This is a genomic window from Pseudomonas sp. BMS12 (genome assembly GCF_001592875.1).
Lineage (GTDB): Bacteria > Pseudomonadota > Gammaproteobacteria > Pseudomonadales > Pseudomonadaceae > Aquipseudomonas.
This window is the reverse complement of the sequence record NZ_LSOF01000009.1, coordinates 111,329-129,592: the sequence shown is the minus strand read 5'-3', so window position 1 is coordinate 129,592 and position 18,264 is coordinate 111,329. Positions and strand designations below refer to the sequence as shown.

17 protein-coding genes are annotated in these 18,264 nt (G+C 64.1%); 7 read left to right on the top strand and 10 right to left on the bottom strand.

All coding sequences use genetic code 11. The annotated features are described in order from the left end of the window. Positions 1–30 precede the first annotated feature (30 nt). Positions 31–1,179 (top strand): pyridoxal phosphate-dependent aminotransferase, encoded by a 1,149-nt coding sequence (locus AYB31_RS09705; protein ID WP_068828102.1) that lies wholly within the window; start codon positions 31–33, stop codon positions 1,177–1,179. A 45-nt stretch (positions 1,180–1,224) separates the two neighbouring features. Here the strand turns inward: AYB31_RS09705 and AYB31_RS09700 are convergent, their stop codons facing one another. The 7 genes from AYB31_RS09700 to AYB31_RS09670 all read right to left on the bottom strand — a co-directional run bounded on the left by AYB31_RS09700 (position 1,225) and on the right by AYB31_RS09670 (position 10,197). Then, positions 1,225–2,361 (bottom strand): sodium ion-translocating decarboxylase subunit beta, encoded by a 1,137-nt coding sequence (locus tag AYB31_RS09700; RefSeq protein WP_068828100.1) that lies wholly within the window; start codon positions 2,359–2,361, stop codon positions 1,225–1,227. 10 nt (positions 2,362–2,371) lie between these two features. Next, positions 2,372–4,141, bottom strand: coding sequence for a sodium-extruding oxaloacetate decarboxylase subunit alpha (gene oadA / locus AYB31_RS09695; RefSeq protein WP_068828098.1), 1,770 nt, complete (start codon positions 4,139–4,141; stop codon positions 2,372–2,374). Positions 4,142–4,167: 26 nt separating this feature from the next. Beyond that, on the bottom strand, positions 4,168–4,413 hold the full coding sequence (locus AYB31_RS09690; protein WP_068828096.1) for an OadG family protein: 246 nt from the start codon (positions 4,411–4,413) through the stop codon (positions 4,168–4,170). Positions 4,414–4,627: 214 nt separating this feature from the next. After that, a complete protein-coding gene (locus AYB31_RS09685) occupies positions 4,628–7,459 on the bottom strand; it encodes a valine--tRNA ligase (protein ID WP_068828095.1) in 2,832 nt (943 codons plus the stop codon). Between the two features lie 169 nt (positions 7,460–7,628). After that, positions 7,629–8,120: a hypothetical protein gene (locus tag AYB31_RS09680; RefSeq protein WP_068828093.1), complete on the bottom strand. Its 492-nt coding sequence runs from the start codon at positions 8,118–8,120 to the stop codon at positions 7,629–7,631. A 60-nt stretch (positions 8,121–8,180) separates the two neighbouring features. Then, positions 8,181–8,597, bottom strand: coding sequence for a DNA polymerase III subunit chi (locus tag AYB31_RS09675; protein ID WP_068828091.1), 417 nt, complete (start codon positions 8,595–8,597; stop codon positions 8,181–8,183). A 112-nt stretch (positions 8,598–8,709) separates the two neighbouring features. Continuing rightward, positions 8,710–10,197 carry a leucyl aminopeptidase gene (locus tag AYB31_RS09670; RefSeq protein WP_068828089.1) on the bottom strand — a complete coding sequence of 496 codons (1,488 nt, stop codon included), beginning with the start codon at positions 10,195–10,197 and terminating at the stop codon, positions 8,710–8,712. 143 nt (positions 10,198–10,340) lie between these two features. Between AYB31_RS09670 and lptF the strand changes: the two genes are divergently transcribed. From lptF to mqo, 4 genes are all read left to right on the top strand, one after another. Beyond that, positions 10,341–11,474 (top strand): LPS export ABC transporter permease LptF, encoded by a 1,134-nt coding sequence (lptF, locus tag AYB31_RS09665; RefSeq protein WP_068828087.1) that lies wholly within the window; start codon positions 10,341–10,343, stop codon positions 11,472–11,474. After that, positions 11,461–12,522, top strand: coding sequence for an LPS export ABC transporter permease LptG (gene lptG / locus AYB31_RS09660; RefSeq protein ID WP_068828085.1), 1,062 nt, complete (start codon positions 11,461–11,463; stop codon positions 12,520–12,522). Before lptF ends, lptG begins: the two co-directional genes overlap by 14 nt. A 310-nt stretch (positions 12,523–12,832) precedes the next feature. Beyond that, a complete protein-coding gene (locus tag AYB31_RS09655; protein WP_068828083.1) occupies positions 12,833–13,120 on the top strand; it encodes a PA4642 family protein in 288 nt (95 codons plus the stop codon). Between the two features lie 381 nt (positions 13,121–13,501). Beyond that, positions 13,502–14,989, top strand: coding sequence for a malate dehydrogenase (quinone) (mqo, locus tag AYB31_RS09650; protein WP_068828081.1), 1,488 nt, complete (start codon positions 13,502–13,504; stop codon positions 14,987–14,989). 129 nt (positions 14,990–15,118) lie between these two features. Here the strand turns inward: mqo and AYB31_RS09645 are convergent, their stop codons facing one another. Continuing rightward, on the bottom strand, positions 15,119–15,352 hold the full coding sequence (locus AYB31_RS09645) for a hypothetical protein (RefSeq protein ID WP_068828080.1): 234 nt from the start codon (positions 15,350–15,352) through the stop codon (positions 15,119–15,121). A gap of 165 nt (positions 15,353–15,517) precedes the next feature. On the opposite strand from AYB31_RS09645, the gene AYB31_RS09640 reads away from it, so the two are divergent. Continuing rightward, the gene (locus AYB31_RS09640) at positions 15,518–16,105 is read left to right on the top strand and encodes a YajG family lipoprotein (RefSeq protein WP_068828078.1); all 588 of its coding nucleotides are present in this window, start codon (positions 15,518–15,520) and stop codon (positions 16,103–16,105) included. A 54-nt stretch (positions 16,106–16,159) separates the two neighbouring features. On the opposite strand, the gene AYB31_RS09635 is transcribed toward AYB31_RS09640, so the two are convergent. Beyond that, complete coding sequence (locus AYB31_RS09635; RefSeq protein ID WP_068828077.1) at positions 16,160–16,366, bottom strand: hypothetical protein; 207 nt, start codon at positions 16,364–16,366, stop codon at positions 16,160–16,162. A gap of 320 nt (positions 16,367–16,686) precedes the next feature. Here AYB31_RS09635 and AYB31_RS09630 point away from each other — a divergent pair, with 320 nt between their 5' ends. After that, the gene (locus AYB31_RS09630; protein ID WP_068828314.1) at positions 16,687–16,965 is read left to right on the top strand and encodes a hypothetical protein; all 279 of its coding nucleotides are present in this window, start codon (positions 16,687–16,689) and stop codon (positions 16,963–16,965) included. Between the two features lie 61 nt (positions 16,966–17,026). Here AYB31_RS09630 and AYB31_RS09625 read toward each other — a convergent pair whose 3' ends face one another. Beyond that, positions 17,027–18,193, bottom strand: a complete 1,167-nt coding sequence (locus tag AYB31_RS09625) for a 1-acyl-sn-glycerol-3-phosphate acyltransferase (RefSeq protein ID WP_082805262.1) — start codon at positions 18,191–18,193, stop codon at positions 17,027–17,029. Between the last annotated feature and the right edge of the window lie 71 nt (positions 18,194–18,264).

The following is an 18,264-nucleotide window of genomic DNA, read 5'->3' as shown; positions in this document are numbered from 1 at the left end:
CCGCTTGCCTCACGTCCGCAGGATGTCTCGATGCTCGCCAGCAAGCTGCCCAATGTCGGCACCACCATCTTCACCCGCATGTCCCAGCTCGCCGCGGAAATCGGCGCGCTCAACCTGTCCCAGGGCTTTCCTGACTTCGATGGGCCGCTGGCATTGCGCGAGGCTGTCAGCCGCCATGTGCTGGCGGGGCATAACCAGTATGCGCCGATGACCGGCCTGCCGACCCTGCGTCAGCAGGTGGCGGCCAAGATCGCCCGTTGCTATGGCGTGCAGCGTGACGCGAACAGCGAGATCACCATCACGCCGGGCGCCACCGAGGCGATCTTCTGCGCCGTGCAGGCGCTGATCCGTCCCGGCGACGAGGCGATCGTCCTTGACCCCTGCTACGACAGCTACGAGCCCTCGGTTGAACTGGCCGGTGGCCGCTGCGTGCATGTGCCGCTGGCCCTGCCGGACTTCAGTGTGGACTGGCAGCGTTTGGCTGAGGCCATCAACGAGCGTACCCGCCTGATCTTCCTCAACTCGCCGCACAATCCCAGCGGGGCGCTGCTGTCGCGCAGCGATCTGGAGCAGTTGGCGGCGCTGATCCGCGGTCGCGATATCCACATCATCAGCGACGAGGTCTATGAACATCTGATTTACGACGGGGTGCAGCATGCCAGTGTGCTGGCACACGAGGAGCTGTATGCCCGGGCCTTCGTGGTCAGCTCGTTCGGTAAGACCTACCACGTTACTGGCTGGAAGACCGGCTACGTGGTGGCGCCGCCGGTGCTGACCGCCGAGCTGCGCAAGATCCACCAGTACGTGAACTTCTGTGGGGTGACGCCACTGCAGTGGGCGCTGGCCGACTTCATGGCCGAGTGCCCGCAGCATGTCGAAGAGTTGCCGTCCTTCTACCAGGCCAAGCGTGATCTGTTCTGCGAGCTGCTGGGCGGCTCGCGCTTTGCCTTCAGGCCGACCCCTGGCACCTATTTCCAGTTGGCCGACTATTCGGCGATCCGCCCGGAGCTGGATGATGTGGCGATGGCCGAATGGCTGACCCGCGAGCATGGCGTGGCGGCGATTCCGGTGTCGGTGTTCTACCGCGAGCCGCCGACCGACATGCGTCTGGTGCGCTTCTGCTTCGCCAAGCGCGAGGACACCCTGCGCCAGGCCGCCGAGCGACTCTGTCGGGTGTAACGAAAAGGCCCCGCGAAAGCGGGGCCCTGGTTCACCGTGCGACTGTCAGCCGACGAAGTTGAGCAGTACGCCCGCCGCTACCGCCGAACCGATGACCCCGGCCACGTTGGGCCCCATGGCGTGCATCAGCAGGAAGTTCTGCGGGTTGGCCTCCAGTCCCACCTTGTTCGACACCCGTGCCGCCATGGGCACGGCAGAGACACCGGCCGAGCCGATCAGCGGGTTGATCTTGTTCTGGCTGAACAGGTTCATTGCCTTGGCCATCAGCACCCCGGCGGCGGTGCCGCCACAGAAGGCGACCATGCCGAGCATGAGGATGCCCAGGGTCTTGATCTGCAGGAAGGCCTCGGCCGACAGCTTGGAGCCCACGGTGAGGCCGAGGAATATGGTGACGATGTTGATCAGCGCGTTGCGCGAGGTATCGGCCAGACGCTCGACCACGCCGGCCTCGCGCAGCAGGTTGCCGAAGGCGAACATGCCCACCAGCGGCGCGGCGTCCGGCAGCAGCATGCCGATCAGCAGGCACAGCACGATGGGGAAGACGATCTTCTCTGCCTGGCTGACGTGGCGCAGCTGCTGCATAACGATGGCGCGCTCTTCCTTGGTGGTCAGCGCACGCATGATCGGTGGCTGGATCAGCGGCACCAGGGCCATGTAGGAGTAAGCCGCCACCGCAATCGGGCCGAGCAGGTGATCGGCCAGCTTCGAGGTGACGAAGATCGAGGTCGGGCCATCGGCACCGCCGATGATGGCGATGGACGCGGCCTCCTTCAGAGTGAACTCCATGCCCGGAATGCCTGCGGCGGTCAGCGCCAGCGCGCCGAGCAGGGTGCCGAAGATGCCGAACTGCGCGGCGGCGCCGAGCAGCAGGGTCTTGGGGTTGGCCAGCATGGGGCCGAAGTCGGTCATGGCGCCGACGCCCATGAAGATCAGCAGCGGGAACACGCTGGTCGGCAGGCCCACTTCGTAGAACAGGTGGAGGATGCCACTGCCGCTGGCCATATCGGCCACCGGGATGTTGGCCAGGATGCCGCCGAAGCCGATGGGGATCAGCAGCAGCGGCTCGAAGCCCTTGCGGATGGCGAGGAAGATCAGGCCGGCGCACACGGCAATCATCAGCGCCTGGCCGGGTTCCAGGTTGTAGATGCCGGTGCTGTGCCAGAGTTTGACGAGGTTATCCATGCTCGCGCCCTCAGCCGATGGTCAGCAGGCTGTCGCCCACTGCCACCGCGTCGCCGACCTTGACGTTGACGCTGCCGATGGTTCCGGCGCGGAAGGCGCGGATCTCGGTCTCCATCTTCATCGCTTCGAGGATCAGCACCAGCTCACCCTCGTCCACCTGCTGGCCGGGTTGCACCAGCACCTTGAAGATATTGCCGGCCAGCGGCGCCTTCTGCGGCTCGCCGCCACCGGCGGCCATCGGTGCCGGTGCGGCAGCCGGTGTATGCCCGCCCAGGGGCAGGATGCCGCTGATGTCGCCGCCATCGTTGACCTGCACGACGAAGCTGCGGCCGTTGACCTCGACGGTGTAGGACTCCGTCTGGCCGGCCTCGCGAGCCGGCAGCTCGGCGCCGTTCGGTACGGGCTCGAAGGCCGCGGGATTGCCGCGGTTCTCCAGGAACTTGAGGCCGATCTGCGGGAACAGGGCATAGGTCAGCACGTCGTCGATGGCCTCGGCTGCGAGCTTGAAGCCTTTGCTGCGGGCCAGTTCGTCGAGTTCCTCACTGAGGCGATCCAGCTCCGGCTCCAGCAGGTCGGCCGGGCGGCAGGTGATGGCTTCGCCGCCGTCCAGCACGCGATCCTGCAGGGCCAGATTGAAGGGGGCTGGCGCGGCGCCGTATTCGCCCTTGAGTACGCCGGCGGTTTCCTTGGTGATCGACTTGTAGCGCTCGCCGGTGAGCACGTTGATCACCGCCTGGGTGCCGACGATCTGCGAGGTTGGTGTCACCAGCGGGATGAAGCCGAGGTCCTCGCGCACGCGCGGGATTTCCGCCAGCACCTGGTCGAACTTGTCCAGGGCGCCCTGTTCCTTGAGCTGGCTTTCCATGTTGGTGAGCATGCCGCCGGGCACTTGGGCGACCAGGATGCGCGAGTCGACGCCGCGCAGGTTGCCTTCGAACTTGGCGTATTTCTTCCGTACCTCGCGGAAATAGGCGGCGATTTCCTCCAGCAGCTGCAGGTTCAGGCCGGTGTCGCGCTCGGTGCCCTGGAACATGGCGACCACGGATTCGGTCGGCGAGTGGCCGTAGGTCATCGACAGCGAGGAGATGGCCGTGTCGACGTTGTCGATACCGGCTTCCACGGCCTTGAGGATGGCCACGCTGGAGAGCCCGGCGGTGGCGTGGCATTGCATGTGGATCGGGATAGCCAGGCTGGCCTTCAGGCGCGAGACCAGCTCGAAGGCGGTGTAGGGGGTGAGGATGCCGGCCATGTCCTTGATCGCCAGGGAGTCGGCGCCCATGTCCTCGATCTGCTTGGCCAAGTCCAGCCACATCTGCAGGCTGTGCACCGGGCTGGTGGTGTAGGAAATGGTGCCCTGGGCGTGCTTGTCCTGGCGCTTGACCGCCTGCAGGGCGGTTTCCATGTTGCGCGGATCGTTCATCGCATCGAACACGCGGAACACGTCAACGCCGTTGATCGCCGCGCGCTCGACGAACTTGTCCACCACATCGTCGGCGTAGTGCCGGTAGCCGAGCAGATTCTGGCCACGCAGGAGCATCTGCTGGCGGGTGTTGGGCATCGCCGCCTTGAGCTGACGGATACGCTCCCAGGGGTCTTCGCCCAGGTAGCGGATACAGGCGTCGAAGGTGGCGCCGCCCCAGGATTCGACCGACCAGAAACCGACCTGATCGAGCTTGGGGGCGATGGGCAGCATGTCTTCCAGGCGCACGCGGGTGGCAAGGATCGACTGGTGGGCGTCGCGCAGCACCACATCGGTGATGCCAAGGGGGTTCTGGCTCATCTTCTGCTTTCTCCGAAAAGGGCGGTTCAGCGGCGCTTGGCGCGATGCTGGCGAATGGCGGCCTGGATGGCGGCGAGGGTGTCGGGGTCGACGGGGGCGCTGGGTATGGCCGGGGTGGCCACGGCAAGCGGTGCCGGCTCCGGTGCGAGGCGGGCCACCAGGCGCGACATCAGGCGAATGGCGAATACCAGGAGGATGAGGAAGGTGAAAACGATGCCCATGCCGAACAGCATGAGCTCGACACCCTCCAGCAGAAGATCGGCTGGGGTCATGTGTGGCTCCCTTGGTCTGGCCGCTGATTTGCGGTCTTTCTTGTTATGGCCGCCCAGCTCGTGGCCGGGACAGCTTCGGAACCTTACTGGGAAGCGCAGGCCGGCGCAATTATCGTGCCGCGCCTTGTGACAAGTTTTTGCCGTATATCGACACGGGTGACAGAAAAAAGGCCCGCGGTCTGGCGACGGCGGGCCTTGTCAGCGCTGGGCTGGCTCAGAGGTTGGCGATCTTCTCGCGTTGCTCGACCAGCTTGGTCAGCGCCTGCTCGGCCTCGGCCAGCTTCGCGCGCTCCTTCTCCAGCACTTCGGCTGGCGCCTTGGCGACGAAGCCTTCGTTGGCCAGCTTGCCGCCGACGCGCTGGACTTCGCCTTGCAGGCGCTGGATTTCCTTGTCCAGGCGCGCCAGTTCGGCGTCCTTGTCGATCAGCCCGGCCATCGGCACCAGCACTTCCATCTCGCCGACCAGTGCCGTGGCGGACATCGGCGCTTCCTCGCCGCCGGCCAGCACACGCACCGACTCCAGCTTGGCCAGCTTGCTGAGCAGCGGCTCGAAGTCGGCCAGGCGGCGCAGGTCTTCGGTATTGGCGTTCTGCACGATGATGTCGATGCGCTTGGCCATGGAAATCTTCATCTCGCCACGAATCTGGCGTACGCCGAGCATCAGCTGCTTGACCCACTCGATGTCGCCTTCGGCGGCGGCGTCGATGCGGCTCTCGTTCGCCACCGGCCAGGCCTGCAGCATGATGGTTTCGCCGCTGACGCCAGCCTGGGGCTTGATGCGCTGCCAGATTTCTTCGGTGATGAAGGGCATGAACGGGTGGGCCAGGCGCAGGATCACTTCCAGCACGCGCACCAGGGTGCGGCGGGTGCCGCGCTGGCGCTCGATCGGCGCGCTTTCGTCCCAGAGAACGGGTTTCACCAGCTCCAGGTACCAGGCGCAGTACTCGTCCCAGATGAACTCGTAGAGTGCCTGGGCGGCCATGTCGAAGCGGAAGGCGTCGAGGTGGCGGGTCACATCCTGCTCGCAGCGCTGCAGGGCGGAGATGATCCAGCGGTCGACCGGCGACAGGTCGACTGCTTCACCATTGATGCCGGTGTCCTGGCCATCGGTGTTCTCGATAACGAAGTTGGCGGCGTTCCACAGCTTGTTGCAGAAGTTGCGGTAACCCTCGACCCGACCCATGTCGAACTTGATGTCACGACCGGTGGAGGCCAGCGCCAGGTTGGTGAAGCGCAGGGCATCGGTACCATAGGCGGCGATGCCCTCGGGGAACTCGGCGCGGGTCTGTTTGGCGATCTTCTCGGCCAGCTTGGGCTGCATCATGCCGCTGGTGCGTTTCTCCAGCAGGGCATCGAGGCTGATGCCGTCGACGATATCCAGCGGGTCGAGCACGTTGCCCTTGGACTTGGACATCTTCTGGCCCTGGCCATCGCGTACCAGGCCGTGCACGTACACGGTCTTGAATGGAATCTGCCCGACCAGGTGGGTAGACAGCATGATCATCCGGGCGACCCAGAAGAAGATGATGTCGAAGCCGGTGACCAGTACATCGGTGGGGTGGAAGGTCTTCAGGTAGTCGGTCTGCTGCGGCCAGCCGAGGGTGGAGAAGGTCCATAGGCCGGAGCTGAACCAGGTGTCGAGCACGTCTTCGTCCTGGCGCAGCGGCGCGTCGCCGAGGTTGTGCTTGGCGCGAACTTCCGCCTCGTCACGGCCGACGTAGACGTTGCCGGCTTCGTCGTACCAGGCCGGGATGCGGTGGCCCCACCACAGCTGACGGCTGATGCACCAGTCCTGGATGTCGCGCATCCAGCTGAAGTACATGTTCTCGTACTGCTTGGGCACGAACTGGATCTCGCCGCTCTCGACCACGGCGATGGCCTTCTCGGCCAGCGGCTTGGTGGAGACGTACCACTGGTCGGTCAGCCACGGCTCGATCACGGTGCCGGAACGGTCGCCTTTCGGCACTTTCAGGGCGTGGTCTTCGATCTTTTCCAGCAGGCCGGCGGCCTCGAAGGCGGCCACGATCTGCTTGCGCGCGACGAAGCGGTCGAGGCCGGCGTATTCGGCCGGCAGGCTGCCGTCGATCTCGGTGTTGACGCTGCCGTCGATGTTGAACACCTGGGCCTTGGCCAGCACGGCGGCGTTCTTGTCGAAGATGTTGAGCAGCGGCAGGTTGTGGCGCTTGCCGACTTCATAGTCGTTGAAGTCGTGGGCCGGAGTGATTTTCACGCAACCGGTGCCGAACTCGGGGTCGCAGTAGTCATCAGCGATGATCGGGATACGGCGGCCCACCAGCGGCAGCTCGATGTAGGTGCCGATCAGGGCTTTATAACGCTCGTCTTCCGGGTGCACGGCCACGGCGGCGTCGCCGAGCATGGTTTCCGGGCGGGTGGTGGCGACGATCAGGTAATCCTTGCCGTCGGCGGTGGTGTTGCCGTCGGCCAGTGGGTAGCGCAGGTTCCACAGCGAGCCTTTCTCGTCGTGGTTTTCCACTTCCAGGTCGGAGATGGCGGTGTGGAACTTGGTGTCCCAGTTGACCAGGCGCTTGCCGCGGTAGATCAGACCGTCCTGGTGCAGGCGCACAAAGGCTTCCTTCACTGCTTCCGAGAGGCCCTCGTCCATGGTGAAGCGCTCGCGCGACCAGTCCACCGAGCTGCCCAGGCGACGGATCTGCCGGGTGATGGTGCCGCCGGACTGTTCCTTCCACTCCCAGACCTTCTCCAGGAACTTCTCGCGGCCCAGGTCGTGGCGGCCGATACCGTCGGCGGCCAGTTGGCGCTCGACCACCATCTGCGTGGCGATGCCCGCGTGGTCGGTGCCTGGCTGCCACAGGGTATTGCGGCCTTGCATGCGGCGGAAGCGGATCAGGCAGTCCATGATCGAGTTGTTGAAGCCATGGCCCATGTGCAGGCTGCCGGTGACGTTCGGCGGCGGGATCATGATGCTGTAGGGCTCGCCGGAACCTTGCGGGGCGAAGTAGTTGTTCGCCTCCCAGTTCTGGTACAGGGCGGTTTCGATGGCGTGGGGCTGGTAGGTCTTGTCCATGGGTGCGGCGGGACCGTATTGGCAACTGATCGGGAAAGCCCGCAAGTATAACGGCTGGCGCCCGCTGCGGGCCACCAGTCGCCGGCTGGCGTGCGCACCAGGGCTGGGCAGGCGGGTTTGGGTGATCGCGAGCAGTGGGCTGGTTGCCCCCTTGGTCCCTGCGGCGAGGTCAGGGCTTGGGCTGCTTGATCAGGCGATCCAGGCGGGCATCGAGGCGGCGCTTGAGCTCGGCCTCGATCTGCGGCACGAAGTCGTCGATCACGTCCTGCAGAATCAATTGAGCCGCTGCGCGCAGCTCGGCGTCCAGGCGGCTCTGGATCAGGCCGTTCGGCACTGTGTTGAGCTGCGCTTGTGGTGCGGTTGGTCTGGCGGCCGGGCTCGCTGCGGCGGGCGTGGCAGGGAGCGTTGCGACGGCCGGCTGCGCGGGGTAGGGCAAGGGTGCGGTGCTGGCGGCAGGCTTGGCTGTCGCGGCGGGCGCTACGGGGCTTGTCGGCACTGCGGGCCCCGGTTCGATGATTTCCGACAGCAGCGGAATCTGCAGGTCGTCATCCAGGGTTTCGGTGAGCAGCGGGGGCTCCAGCTGCTCCTTTTCCAGCAGTTGGCGAATGGCTTCGAGGTCGTCCAGCAGGTGGCCGGGCTTGGGTGGTTGCGAGCTGTCCATAGACGTGACGGTCGGGGAGGGTGGCCGAGGCGTCAGATTCTACGCCGAGCGCGCGCCTGGTTACAGCTCGACCCGCTGTGGATCGTGGCCCAGCTGGCGGTACTGGCGGAAATTTTCCCGGCACTGGGCCAGCAATTCAGGCTGCTGGTTGACGATCTCGATCACCCGAGTGAACTGCGCCAGGTGCGGCGACAGATGCGGGTGCAGGTTGAGCAGCACGCCGCCCGCTTGTGCCGGCGCCTGATCCAGACCGATCACCACTGGCGCCTGGGCATCTTCCTCGGCCGGGGAGTGGGGCACGAAGGATTCCGCGCGAAAGCTCCACAGCAGTTGGTCCAATACCTGGCACTGATCGGCGTCCGCGCCACGCAGGAATACTGGCAGCCCAGCCCTCCAGGCCTTCATTGCCAACTGGCAGGCGGCGCGCAGGCGGCTTTCCGGGGTGTTGGACGAGAGGACGTAGAACTCGACGCGCATGGTGGACCTGTGGCGATCATTCTGAGGCCCGGATGCAATCCGGGCTGCGGGGATGTATGGGCCTGGTGCCGGGTTATGCCTCCTGGCGGCATGACCCGGCCGGCTCCCGGGGTCAGGCCTTGGCGCGGTCCAGCAGGTACTGGGTCAGCATGGGTACCGGGCGGCCGGTGGCGCCCTTGTCCTTGCCACCGCTGATCCAGGCGGTACCGGCGATATCCAGGTGCGCCCAGTGGTAGCTCTTGGTGAAGCGTGACAGGAAGCAGCCGGCGGTGATGGTGCCGGCCTTCGGTCCGCCGATATTGGCGATGTCGGCGAAGGGGCTGTCCAGCTGCTCCTGGTATTCGTCATGCAGCGGCAGTTGCCAGGCGCGGTCGGCTGCGGTTTCGCCGGCCTTGAGGATCTGCTTCACCAGTGCGTCATTGTTGCCCATCAGGCCGGAGACATTGCTGCCCAGGGCGACGATGCAGGCGCCGGTGAGGGTGGCGATGTCGATCACCGCCTGCGGCTTGAAGCGCTCGGCATAGGTCAGGGTGTCGCACAGCACCAGGCGACCTTCGGCGTCGGTGTTGAGGATCTCCACGGTCTGACCGCTCATGCTGGTGACGATGTCGCCAGGGCGAGTGGCGCGGCCACTGGGCATGTTCTCGGCACAGGCCAGCAGGCATACCAGGTTGATCGGTAGTTGCAGCTCCAGCACGGCCTTGAGCGTGCCGAGCACGCTGGCGGCACCGCACATGTCGTACTTCATCTCGTCCATGCCGGCGGCCGGCTTGATGCTGATGCCGCCGGTGTCGAAGGTGATGCCCTTGCCGACCAGGGCGTAGGGCTGCTCGTCCTTCTTGCAGCCCTGGTAGTTGAGCACGATCATCCGCGGTGGCTGCTCGCTGCCTTGGGCCACGGCGAGGAAGGCGCCGGCGCCGAGCTCCTTGAGCTTCTTCTCGTCGAGGATCTCGACTTTCAGATTCTTGTAGGCCTTGGCCAGGGCCTTGGCTTCGTCGGCCAGGTAGCTGGGGTGGCACAGGTTCGGTGGCAGGTTGCCGAGATCCTTGGTGAAGGCCATGCCGCTGGCGATGGCCTGGGCATGCTGGCTGCCGCGTTCGACCTCGGTCTGTTCGGTCTTGTCGGCGATCAGGGTGATCTTCTTCAGCGCCTTGGGTTCGGCCTTCTTGCTCTTGAACTGATCGAACACATAGCTGCCATCGGCCAGGGTCTCGATCAGCAGGCGTGCCTTGCCGTAGGCATTGCAGCCCTTGACCTTGAGTTCGCCCAGGGCCAGCACGGCGTCGCTGCCGCCGAGTCCCTTGAGCACGCCATGGGCGGTGGCAACCAGTTTGCGGAACTGACGGACTTCGAGCTCGCCCTTGCCGCTACCTACCAGAAGAACGCGCTCGGCTTTGAGGCCCGGCAGGCTGTGCAGGAGCAGGGTCTGGCCCTGCTTGCCGGCGATATCGCCGCGCTTGAGCAGGGCGCTGATGGCGCCACCGCTGGCGTCATCTACGGCCTTGGCCGCGACACCGAGTTTGCGGCCTTCGCCGAGGGCGACCACCAGGGTGGCGGTTTTCAGGGTTTCCGGGCGGGTGCTTTTGACAAGAAATTCCATGGTGAGCTGTCCCCAAGACAAAGAGTCGGGTTTGCAGGATAATGCCGGTCATTTTTTCGAAGGTCCGCCTTGGCGGGCCGGCCAACCGAGTGCGGCTAGTGTGAGCGTTGCCGCCTGAGCCTGACAACCCTGGAGCGTCCGGTTTGATTGTCTTCCGTTATCTGTCCCGCGAAGTGCTGGTAACCCTCAGTGCGGTGAGTGCCGTGCTGCTGGTGATCATCATGAGTGGGCGTTTCATCAAGTATCTGGCTCAGGCTGCACAGGGAGTGCTGGACCCGAGCGTGCTGTTTCTGATCATGGGCTACCGCATGCCCGGCTTCCTCCAGCTGATCCTGCCGCTGGGCTTGTTCCTCGGCATTCTGCTGGCCTACGGGCGTCTGTACCTGGACAGCGAGATGACCGTGCTGTCCGCCACCGGCATGAGCAATTGCCGTTTGCTGTCCTACACCATGGCTCCGGCGGCACTGGTCGCCGCACTGGTGGCCTGGTTGAGTCTGGGGCTGGCGCCCCAGGGGGTGACCGAGCAGATGCGCATCCTCAACCAGCAGGACTCGCTGACCGAGTTCGATACGCTGGTGCCGGGGCGTTTCCAGGCGATGAAGGATGGCTCGCGGGTGACCTATACCGAGGCGCTGTCCGAGGACCGTGGCCAACTCAGTGGTGTATTCATTACCGAGAAGAAAGCTGCGACCGCCAAGGACAAGGCCAAGAATGCCGATATCAGCGTGCTGGTGGCCGAGAAAGGCCGTCAGGTGATCCAGGATGATGGCAGTCGCTATCTGATTCTGGAGAACGGTTACCGCTACGACGGCAACCCTGGGCAGGCCGACTACCGGGCGATCAAGTACGACACCTACGGTGTGCTGCTGCCCAAGCCCAACGTCAGTAACGAGATCGGTGAGCGCGAGGCCATCCCCACGCGTGAGCTGTTCGGTAGCGACAAGCCGCGCGAACAGGCCGAGCTGCAGTGGCGCCTGTCCATCCCCCTGCTGGTGTTCGTGGTCACCCTGCTGGCGGTGCCGCTGGCCCGGGTCAACCCGCGCCAGGGGCGCTTCCTCAAGCTGCTGCCGGCGATTCTCCTGTACATGACCTATCTCGGCCTGCTGATCGCCGCGCGCGGCCAGCTGGACAAGGGCAAGATCCCCATGCAGCTGGGACTGTGGTGGGTACACGGCCTGTTCCTGCTGATCGGTGCTGGCCTGTTCCTCTGGCAGCCCATGCAACTCAAGCTGGCCAGTCGCCGTGCACAGAAGGAGGCGACCCATGCGCAGGCTTGATCGCTACATCGGCAGTAGCGTGTTCTTCGCCATCCTGGCGGTACTCGGCATCATCGTCGGCCTGGCCCTGTTGTTCGCCTTCATCGATGAACTGGGCGACCTGAGCGAAAACTACGGCACCTTCGACGTGCTCATTTATGTGCTGCTGACGCTGCCGCGGCGCATCTACGAGATGCTGCCGATGGCGGCGCTGATCGGTTGCCTAATCGGCCTTGGCAGCCTGGCCAGCAACAGCGAGCTGACCATCATGCGCGCCGCCGGCGTATCGGTCGGACGTATCGTTTGGGCGGTGATGAAGCCCATGCTGGTGCTGATGCTGGTCGGAGTGCTGATCGGCGAGTACCTCGCGCCCTGGAGCGAGAATCTGGCCCAGGCGCAGCGCTCCCTGGCGCAGGGTGGCGGTGAGGCGCAGAGCTCCAAGCACGGCCTGTGGCACCGTCAGGGTCAGGAGTACGTGCACATAAACGCCGTACAGCCCAACGGCAAGCTGATCGGTGTAACCCGTTACCAGTTCGATGACCAGCGCAAGCTGCTGTCGTCCAGCTTTGCTCGGCGCGCCCTGTACCAGGGCGATCACTGGCAGCTGGAGGACGTCAAAACCACGCTGTTTCATGAGCGCAACACCGAATTGAAAACTGTCGCCAGTGAGCGCTGGGATGTCGAGCTCAACCCGCAGTTGCTCGGCACCGTGGTGCTTGAGCCCGAGGCGCTATCGGTGACGGGCCTGTGGCGTTACATCAAGTACCTCGGCGAACAGGGCCTGAACAACGGTACTTACTGGCTGGCGTTCTGGACCAAGGTGCTGCAGCCGCTGGTGACCGCCGCACTGGTACTGATGGCGATCTCCTTCATTTTCGGCCCGCTGCGCTCGGTAACCCTGGGGCAGCGCGTATTTACCGGCGTGCTGGTGGGGTTCGTGTTCCGCATTGCCCAGGACCTGCTCGGTCCGTCCAGCCTGGTCTTCGGCTTCTCGCCGTTGCTGGCGGTAGCCGTGCCGGCGACCATTTGCGCACTGGCCGGGGTGTTCCTGCTCAGGCGTGCGGCCTGATCCAGGCGAGTCAAGAAAAGGCCGGGCATTTGCCCGGCTTTTCTTTAGCGTAATGGCTGATGTTGGCTGCTACGGGGCGCTGAACGGGGTGCCTGTCAGCCTCGGGGCCATCCGGTCAGATTTTGCTGGCATGGCTGGATAGCATTCTGTGCTGAGGCAGCGGCCAGCATGTCGTGCTCTCGAGCCCTGCTCCTTAAGCCAAGCCACTTTCATGTCGTGGCCAGCCCCTACAGTGCTTTAGTCGCGTTGAGTGGCGCTCGGGGCAAGGGTAAACTGCCGGCCCCGTAATGCCCGCTAGCTGGAGTGCGTGATGCGTAAAGACAAGAAACAGGTGATTGGCGAAGAAATTGGCGACGACGCCATCAAGCTGTTCCTCGCTGTCGAGCCGGCGGATGCCACTCCGGCTTCCCTGCACAAGCTGGTCAAGGCCTACCGTGGTCTGCGCATCGATGATTTCGAGCGTTTCCTCGGATTCTTCAAGGAGGCCGGCTACGACCTCGACGCCAAGGATGCCCAGGGCAACGACTTCATCGCCCTGATTCAGGACCAGCGTCAGGCCGAGCCTTATATAGAAGCGGTAAAAGCGGCTAAAGCCTGAGCATTCGTGTGGAAAATGACCGTCTGACCGGGTTCGTGCATTTTTTGCGACTGAATCAGCGGCAATAGTGGTATCGTGCGCGCCGGAAAATCCCGGCCCGCAAGTGCCTGCAGGGTTCGATGCGCCTGGCGCGTCCCTTGCAGCATCTGTGGCAGAACCCTCGGGTACTGCTGGGTCGGTAAAGAGTTGAACGCACGGCTGCCCACAGGCAGGCGTGCCGGACGAGGTTGCTGCGGATCGGATCAGGCCAGGTCATCGGCCATCGATGCCAGTACCTCCGAAGCTCCAGACACTCGTCTGGCTGTCAGTGATTAGACGTCGGTGAGCGGCTCAAAAGGCCGATTTCAGCGGCTTGGTACTGCAGATCTTGGAGAAGCGTTAATGACGCAAGTCAATCACGAAACTGTTGATGTGCTGATGGTCGGCGCCGGCATCATGAGTGCCACCCTGGCGGTGCTGCTCAAGGAGCTGGACCCCGGTCTCACGCTGGAGATCGCCGAGCTGCGTTCTTCCGGTGCCATCGAGAGCTCCAACCCGTGGAACAACGCGGGTACCGGTCACGCCGGCCTTTGCGAGCTGAACTACACGCCCCAGGCGGCGGATGGTTCGGTCGATATCAAGAAGGCCGTGCAGATCAACACCCAGTTCGAAGTCTCCAAGCAGTTCTGGGCTTATCTGTGCGGCAAGAGCGAATTCGGTTCGCCCACCCACTTCATCAATTCGGTTCCGCACCTGAGCTTCGTGCGCGGCGAGAAGGACATCGGCTTCCTCAAGGCGCGCCATGCCAAGCTCAGCCAGCACCATGCCTTCGAGAACATGGAGTACAGCGAAGACCAGGCGGCCATGGCCGAGTGGATGCCGCTGATGATGCAGGGCCGCAACCCCGACGAGAAAGTCGCCGCGACTCGTGCCCTGAATGGCACCGATGTCAACTTCGGCGCGCTGACCAATCAGCTGCTCAAGTACCTGGATGCCCAGGGCAACAGCAGCGTCAGCTACAACCAGAAGGTCGTCGGCCTCAGCCGCAACGCCCAGGGCTGGCGTGTCGACATCAAGAACAGCAAGACCGGCGAGCGCCGCGAGGTGCAGGCCAAGTTCGTGTTCCTCGGCGCCGGTGGTGGCGCGCTGCCGCTGCTGCAGATGTCCGGCATCCCGGAAAGCAAGGGCTTTGGCGGCTTCCCGGTAAGTGGCCAATGGCTGCGTTGCGACAACCCGGAAGTGGTCAAGCTGCACCAGGCCAAGGTCTACAGCCAGGCCGAAGTCGGCGCCCCGCCGATGTCGGTGCCGCACCTGGATACCCGCGTAGTGGACGGCAAGACGTCGCTGCTGTTTGGCCCCTACGCTGGCTTCAGCACCAAGTTCCTCAAGTACGGCTCGTTCCTCGACCTGCCGCTGTCGGTGCGTCCGAGCAATATCGGCCCGATGTTGGCCGTGGCGCGCGACAACATGGACCTGACTCGCTACCTGATCAAGGAAGTGCTGCAGTCCCAGGAGCAGCGCCTGGAAGCCCTGCGCAAGTTCTATCCCGAGGTGAAGGCCGAGGACTGGAGCCTGGAAGTGGCCGGCCAGCGCGTGCAGATCATCAAGAAAGACGCCAAGAAAGGCGGCATCCTGCAGTTCGGTACCGAGCTGGTCGCGGCCGAGGATGGCACCATTGCCGCCCTGCTGGGCGCCTCGCCAGGCGCTTCGGTCACCGTTTCGATCATGCTCAACCTGATCGAGCGCTGCTTTGCCGAGCAAGCTGCCAGTGAGGCCTGGGCCAGCAAGCTGAAGGAAATCTTCCCGGCCCGTGAGAGCGTGCTGGAGGAAGACGCCGCGCTGTACCGCGAAGTGGCGGGGCAGAGCGCCAAGGCCCTGCAACTGGCCTGAGCTGCACCGTAATGAAAAAGCCGCCTTCGGGCGGCTTTTTTGTGGTTGCGCTCCTGTCACGAGGCATTTCGTGGGAGCGGCTTTAGCCGCGAAAGATAGCTAGCTCCAAAGCCGTGGGAATGGGGCTTATCAGGCCGCCAGCGCCTGGCGTGCCTGTGCAGGGCGCGCCTGCGGCATCGCCCGGGCGGCCACGGGTAGTGGCTGGCCAAGCCAGGCTGTGCGCAGCTCATGGACTTCGACCCAGCCAGGCGCTGTCGGTTGCTGGCGCGATTCGCGCAGGGCGCGGCAGTTGCCCTTGGCATCCAGCAGGGCGTAGCGGCGCATCCGGGCGCGCGGGGTGAACAGGGACCAGAGACTCATCATGTCGTACTCCTCCAGATGGGCCGGGCCTTTATCCCATGCAGGGCGTGACAGGGCGATGACAGGAACCGTGCACGCTGCTGCGGGTCTGAAACACAGCTGTCGGCGGCCTGGGGCGCTGGTTATACTGCCGGCCATTTTTCGCCATCACCTTTCCGGAGATCGCCCATGAAGAAGCATCTGTTGTTCGGTCTGCTCGCCGCCTTTGGCGTTACCCTCGTCGGTTGTGCCCACAGCCCGCAGAATCTGAAGCCGCAGCCCGAGCTGACGGCGCCTCTGACGGCCGTTGGCCAGGGCCAGCCAGTGGTGGTGCGAGTGGTCGATGGTCGCCAGTCGCCGGTGCTCGGTACTCGCGGCGGTCTCTATCCGGAGACCAGCTCCATCAGCGTGCAGGGTCAGGACATCCTCCCGCGCCTGCAGGCCCAGGCCGAGGCCGCGGTGCGCCTGCTCGGCTTCACGCCCAGCCCCAATGCTTACAACGCGCCGCAACTGACTCTGACTCTGGCCGAGCTGAAGTACCAGTCGCCGAAGGAGGGCATGTATGTCACCGAGGCGGATATCAGCGCCACCTTCCGTGCCGACGTGCAGAACAGCAGCCGGCGTTACAGTGGCCGTTATGGCGCTTCGCTCAACCAGCGCTTCGGCATGGCGCCGAACCAGGAGACCAACACCAAGCTGGTCAGCGATGTGCTCAGCGACGCTCTGACCCGTACCTTCAAGGACCCGACCATCGGCCAGCTGCTCGGCCAGCAGTGATACGGCGCTCATGAAAAAGCCCGGCCAGTTGGCCGGGCTTTTTGCTGTCTGGGGTCAGGCCGCTTCGGCGTAAAGCTCGGGCAGGCTCAGACCGGTGTGTTCGTCGATGTCCGGCAGGTCGTAGTGCTCGTGGCCGCCGAGGGCGCAGTACACCAGCCAATGATGGTCGTGCACGTTGAAAGAGAGTTCTTCGACCACGGCTTCCACTTCGTCCAGCGAGTCGATCAGGTAGTCGGTATCAACAGGTTGTGGGTTGAGCATGGCGGTTCCTCCGCTATTAAAGTTGCCACCAGTCATATCGTTCGACTGATGGGTCACTGATGGAGTATCAAACACTAGGCCAGTGTTATGACGGGTTTAAGACGATTTGGTGATGACGACTAACGCTCGTCGGAAACGAAGCTTATAAACAGCCACTTTCCAGTAGACTGCCGCCCGCCGCGCCAACTCCCGTTTGGGCTGCAGTGCCTTTTCCTGGTGCGCAGTGAGGGCGCTTCGACCCGGCTAGCAGGCCATTTGCGCCACTTCTGCCTGCTTCTGGTGCCGGTTTTCCTGTTCCTGGTGCACTCGAGGTGATTTTCGTGTCGCTGCAGTACCTCTGGACCCTGTTTTCCACTTATCCCGCGCAGAGCATCAATGGCCTGGCCCTGTTCTTCGCCGTGGCCGGCAGCTGGCTGCTGCTGGCAACCCGCCTGCGTGAGCAGCGCGCCGTTGGCCATCTGGCCAGTGCCATCGATCTGGATGAGGAGGCCTCCCTGCTGGACGAGCCTACCCGGCGGATCAATCGCTTCTTCTATGCCTTCGGTGGCGCCACACTGGGCGCCGCACTGCTCCTGTCCTGGTTCAGCACCGGGCTCTGAGTGGCCTGAAAGCAAAACGGCAGCCCATGGGCTGCCGTTTTCGTTTCTGCCTCAACCGCTGCTACAGGGGTAGGCCGGCCTTGATCCGGTACTGGTTGCGCACTGGCGTGGCGTATTGGCGGATCAGCCAGGGCCGCTGCTCGGCGGGGCAAGCTGCCAGGCGGCGTTGCCACTCGGCGCGGGCCTTTTCCAGTTCGGTGGCGGAGAACTGCTGCTCGGCTGTTGGCACCGCCAGCTCGGCATCGCGCTCCTCCCACTGGGAGTAGGCCAGATAGTGCACCGGGAACAGGCGGTAGCCGCTGAGGATGTGCTGATCCATCAGCGCTGCCAGCTGCTTGGCATCTTCGAAGCCCTGCCGCACCGGTGCGCCGAAATGGATATGCACGCGGCCTTTGTAGCCGGTAATGCCGAGGGCAATGCTGGCATCGTCCTCGCCAGCGGCCTTCTCGTAGCTGCCAGTGCTGGCGCGGGTGAACAGCTCGCGGGCCTTGGCCTGGTCACAGGGGTCGTATTCGTAGCTGATCGATACCGGAATCAGGTTGAGCGCGGCCAGGGCTTCGGCGAAAGGTTCGTCCTTGCGGCTCATGTGGAACATCTTGAGTATCGCCGAGTCGGTGCGGTCGTCGCCGTCCTTGGCCCGGCCCTCGGCCTGGGCAATCCAGATCGACTGGCCTTCTTCGCGGATCGAGTGATTGATGTAGGCCGACAGCAGCTGGAAGGCTGCCAGCTTCTCGCGGCGCCCGGCGATGTTGCGGTGCACGATGAAGCTCTTGTTCAGGCGCATCAGGTCGCTGACGAAGGGGCGCTGCAGCAGGTTGTCACCGATGGCGATGCGTGGCGTCGGCAGCTTGGCGTGGAACACCGCGTAGTTGACGAAAGCCGGGTCCATGACGATGTCGCGATGGTTGGCCAGGAACAGGTAGGGTGTGCCGGCTTCGAGCTGTTCCACGCCGGAGTAGGTCACGCCATCGGTGCCGCGCTCAATGCTGCGATCGACATAGGGCTCGATGCGCATCTGCAAGGCATCCACCGAAGCGACATCGGCCAATTGCGAACGCAGGCGATGGGCTATAAGAGGTTTGAGCAGCCAGCCAAATGGTCCGGCCAGGCGCGGGAAGCGGAAGTGCGTCAGGGTGCCGAGGAAGGTGTCGTCATTCAACAGACGCGCCAGTACGGCGGGGACTTCGTGGTCGGCATAAGGTCGGATGGAATCGAATTCGCCCATCATGTTCTCGTCGGTCGGCTACTCGGGATGCCCAGGCCCGCAAAGACGGGGCCTGCAATAGACCGGCGATTATA

What these genes read in the sequence shown, in the direction of transcription:
- AYB31_RS09705 (WP_068828102.1), top strand. Translation starts at nt 31, where the DNA reads ATGCTCGCCAGCAAGCTGCCCAATGTCGGCACCACCATCTTCACCCGC.
- AYB31_RS09700 (WP_068828100.1), bottom strand. Translation starts at nt 2,361, where the DNA reads ATGGATAACCTCGTCAAACTCTGGCACAGCACCGGCATCTACAACCTG.
- oadA (WP_068828098.1), bottom strand. Translation starts at nt 4,141, where the DNA reads ATGAGCCAGAACCCCCTTGGCATCACCGATGTGGTGCTGCGCGACGCC.
- AYB31_RS09690 (WP_068828096.1), bottom strand. Translation starts at nt 4,413, where the DNA reads ATGACCCCAGCCGATCTTCTGCTGGAGGGTGTCGAGCTCATGCTGTTC.
- AYB31_RS09685 (WP_068828095.1), bottom strand. Translation starts at nt 7,459, where the DNA reads ATGGACAAGACCTACCAGCCCCACGCCATCGAAACCGCCCTGTACCAG.
- AYB31_RS09680 (WP_068828093.1), bottom strand. Translation starts at nt 8,120, where the DNA reads ATGGACAGCTCGCAACCACCCAAGCCCGGCCACCTGCTGGACGACCTC.
- AYB31_RS09675 (WP_068828091.1), bottom strand. Translation starts at nt 8,597, where the DNA reads ATGCGCGTCGAGTTCTACGTCCTCTCGTCCAACACCCCGGAAAGCCGC.
- AYB31_RS09670 (WP_068828089.1), bottom strand. Translation starts at nt 10,197, where the DNA reads ATGGAATTTCTTGTCAAAAGCACCCGCCCGGAAACCCTGAAAACCGCC.
- lptG (WP_068828085.1), top strand. Translation starts at nt 11,461, where the DNA reads ATGCGCAGGCTTGATCGCTACATCGGCAGTAGCGTGTTCTTCGCCATC.
- AYB31_RS09655 (WP_068828083.1), top strand. Translation starts at nt 12,833, where the DNA reads ATGCGTAAAGACAAGAAACAGGTGATTGGCGAAGAAATTGGCGACGAC.
- mqo (WP_068828081.1), top strand. Translation starts at nt 13,502, where the DNA reads ATGACGCAAGTCAATCACGAAACTGTTGATGTGCTGATGGTCGGCGCC.
- AYB31_RS09645 (WP_068828080.1), bottom strand. Translation starts at nt 15,352, where the DNA reads ATGATGAGTCTCTGGTCCCTGTTCACCCCGCGCGCCCGGATGCGCCGC.
- AYB31_RS09640 (WP_068828078.1), top strand. Translation starts at nt 15,518, where the DNA reads ATGAAGAAGCATCTGTTGTTCGGTCTGCTCGCCGCCTTTGGCGTTACC.
- AYB31_RS09635 (WP_068828077.1), bottom strand. Translation starts at nt 16,366, where the DNA reads ATGCTCAACCCACAACCTGTTGATACCGACTACCTGATCGACTCGCTG.
- AYB31_RS09625 (WP_082805262.1), bottom strand. Translation starts at nt 18,193, where the DNA reads ATGATGGGCGAATTCGATTCCATCCGACCTTATGCCGACCACGAAGTC.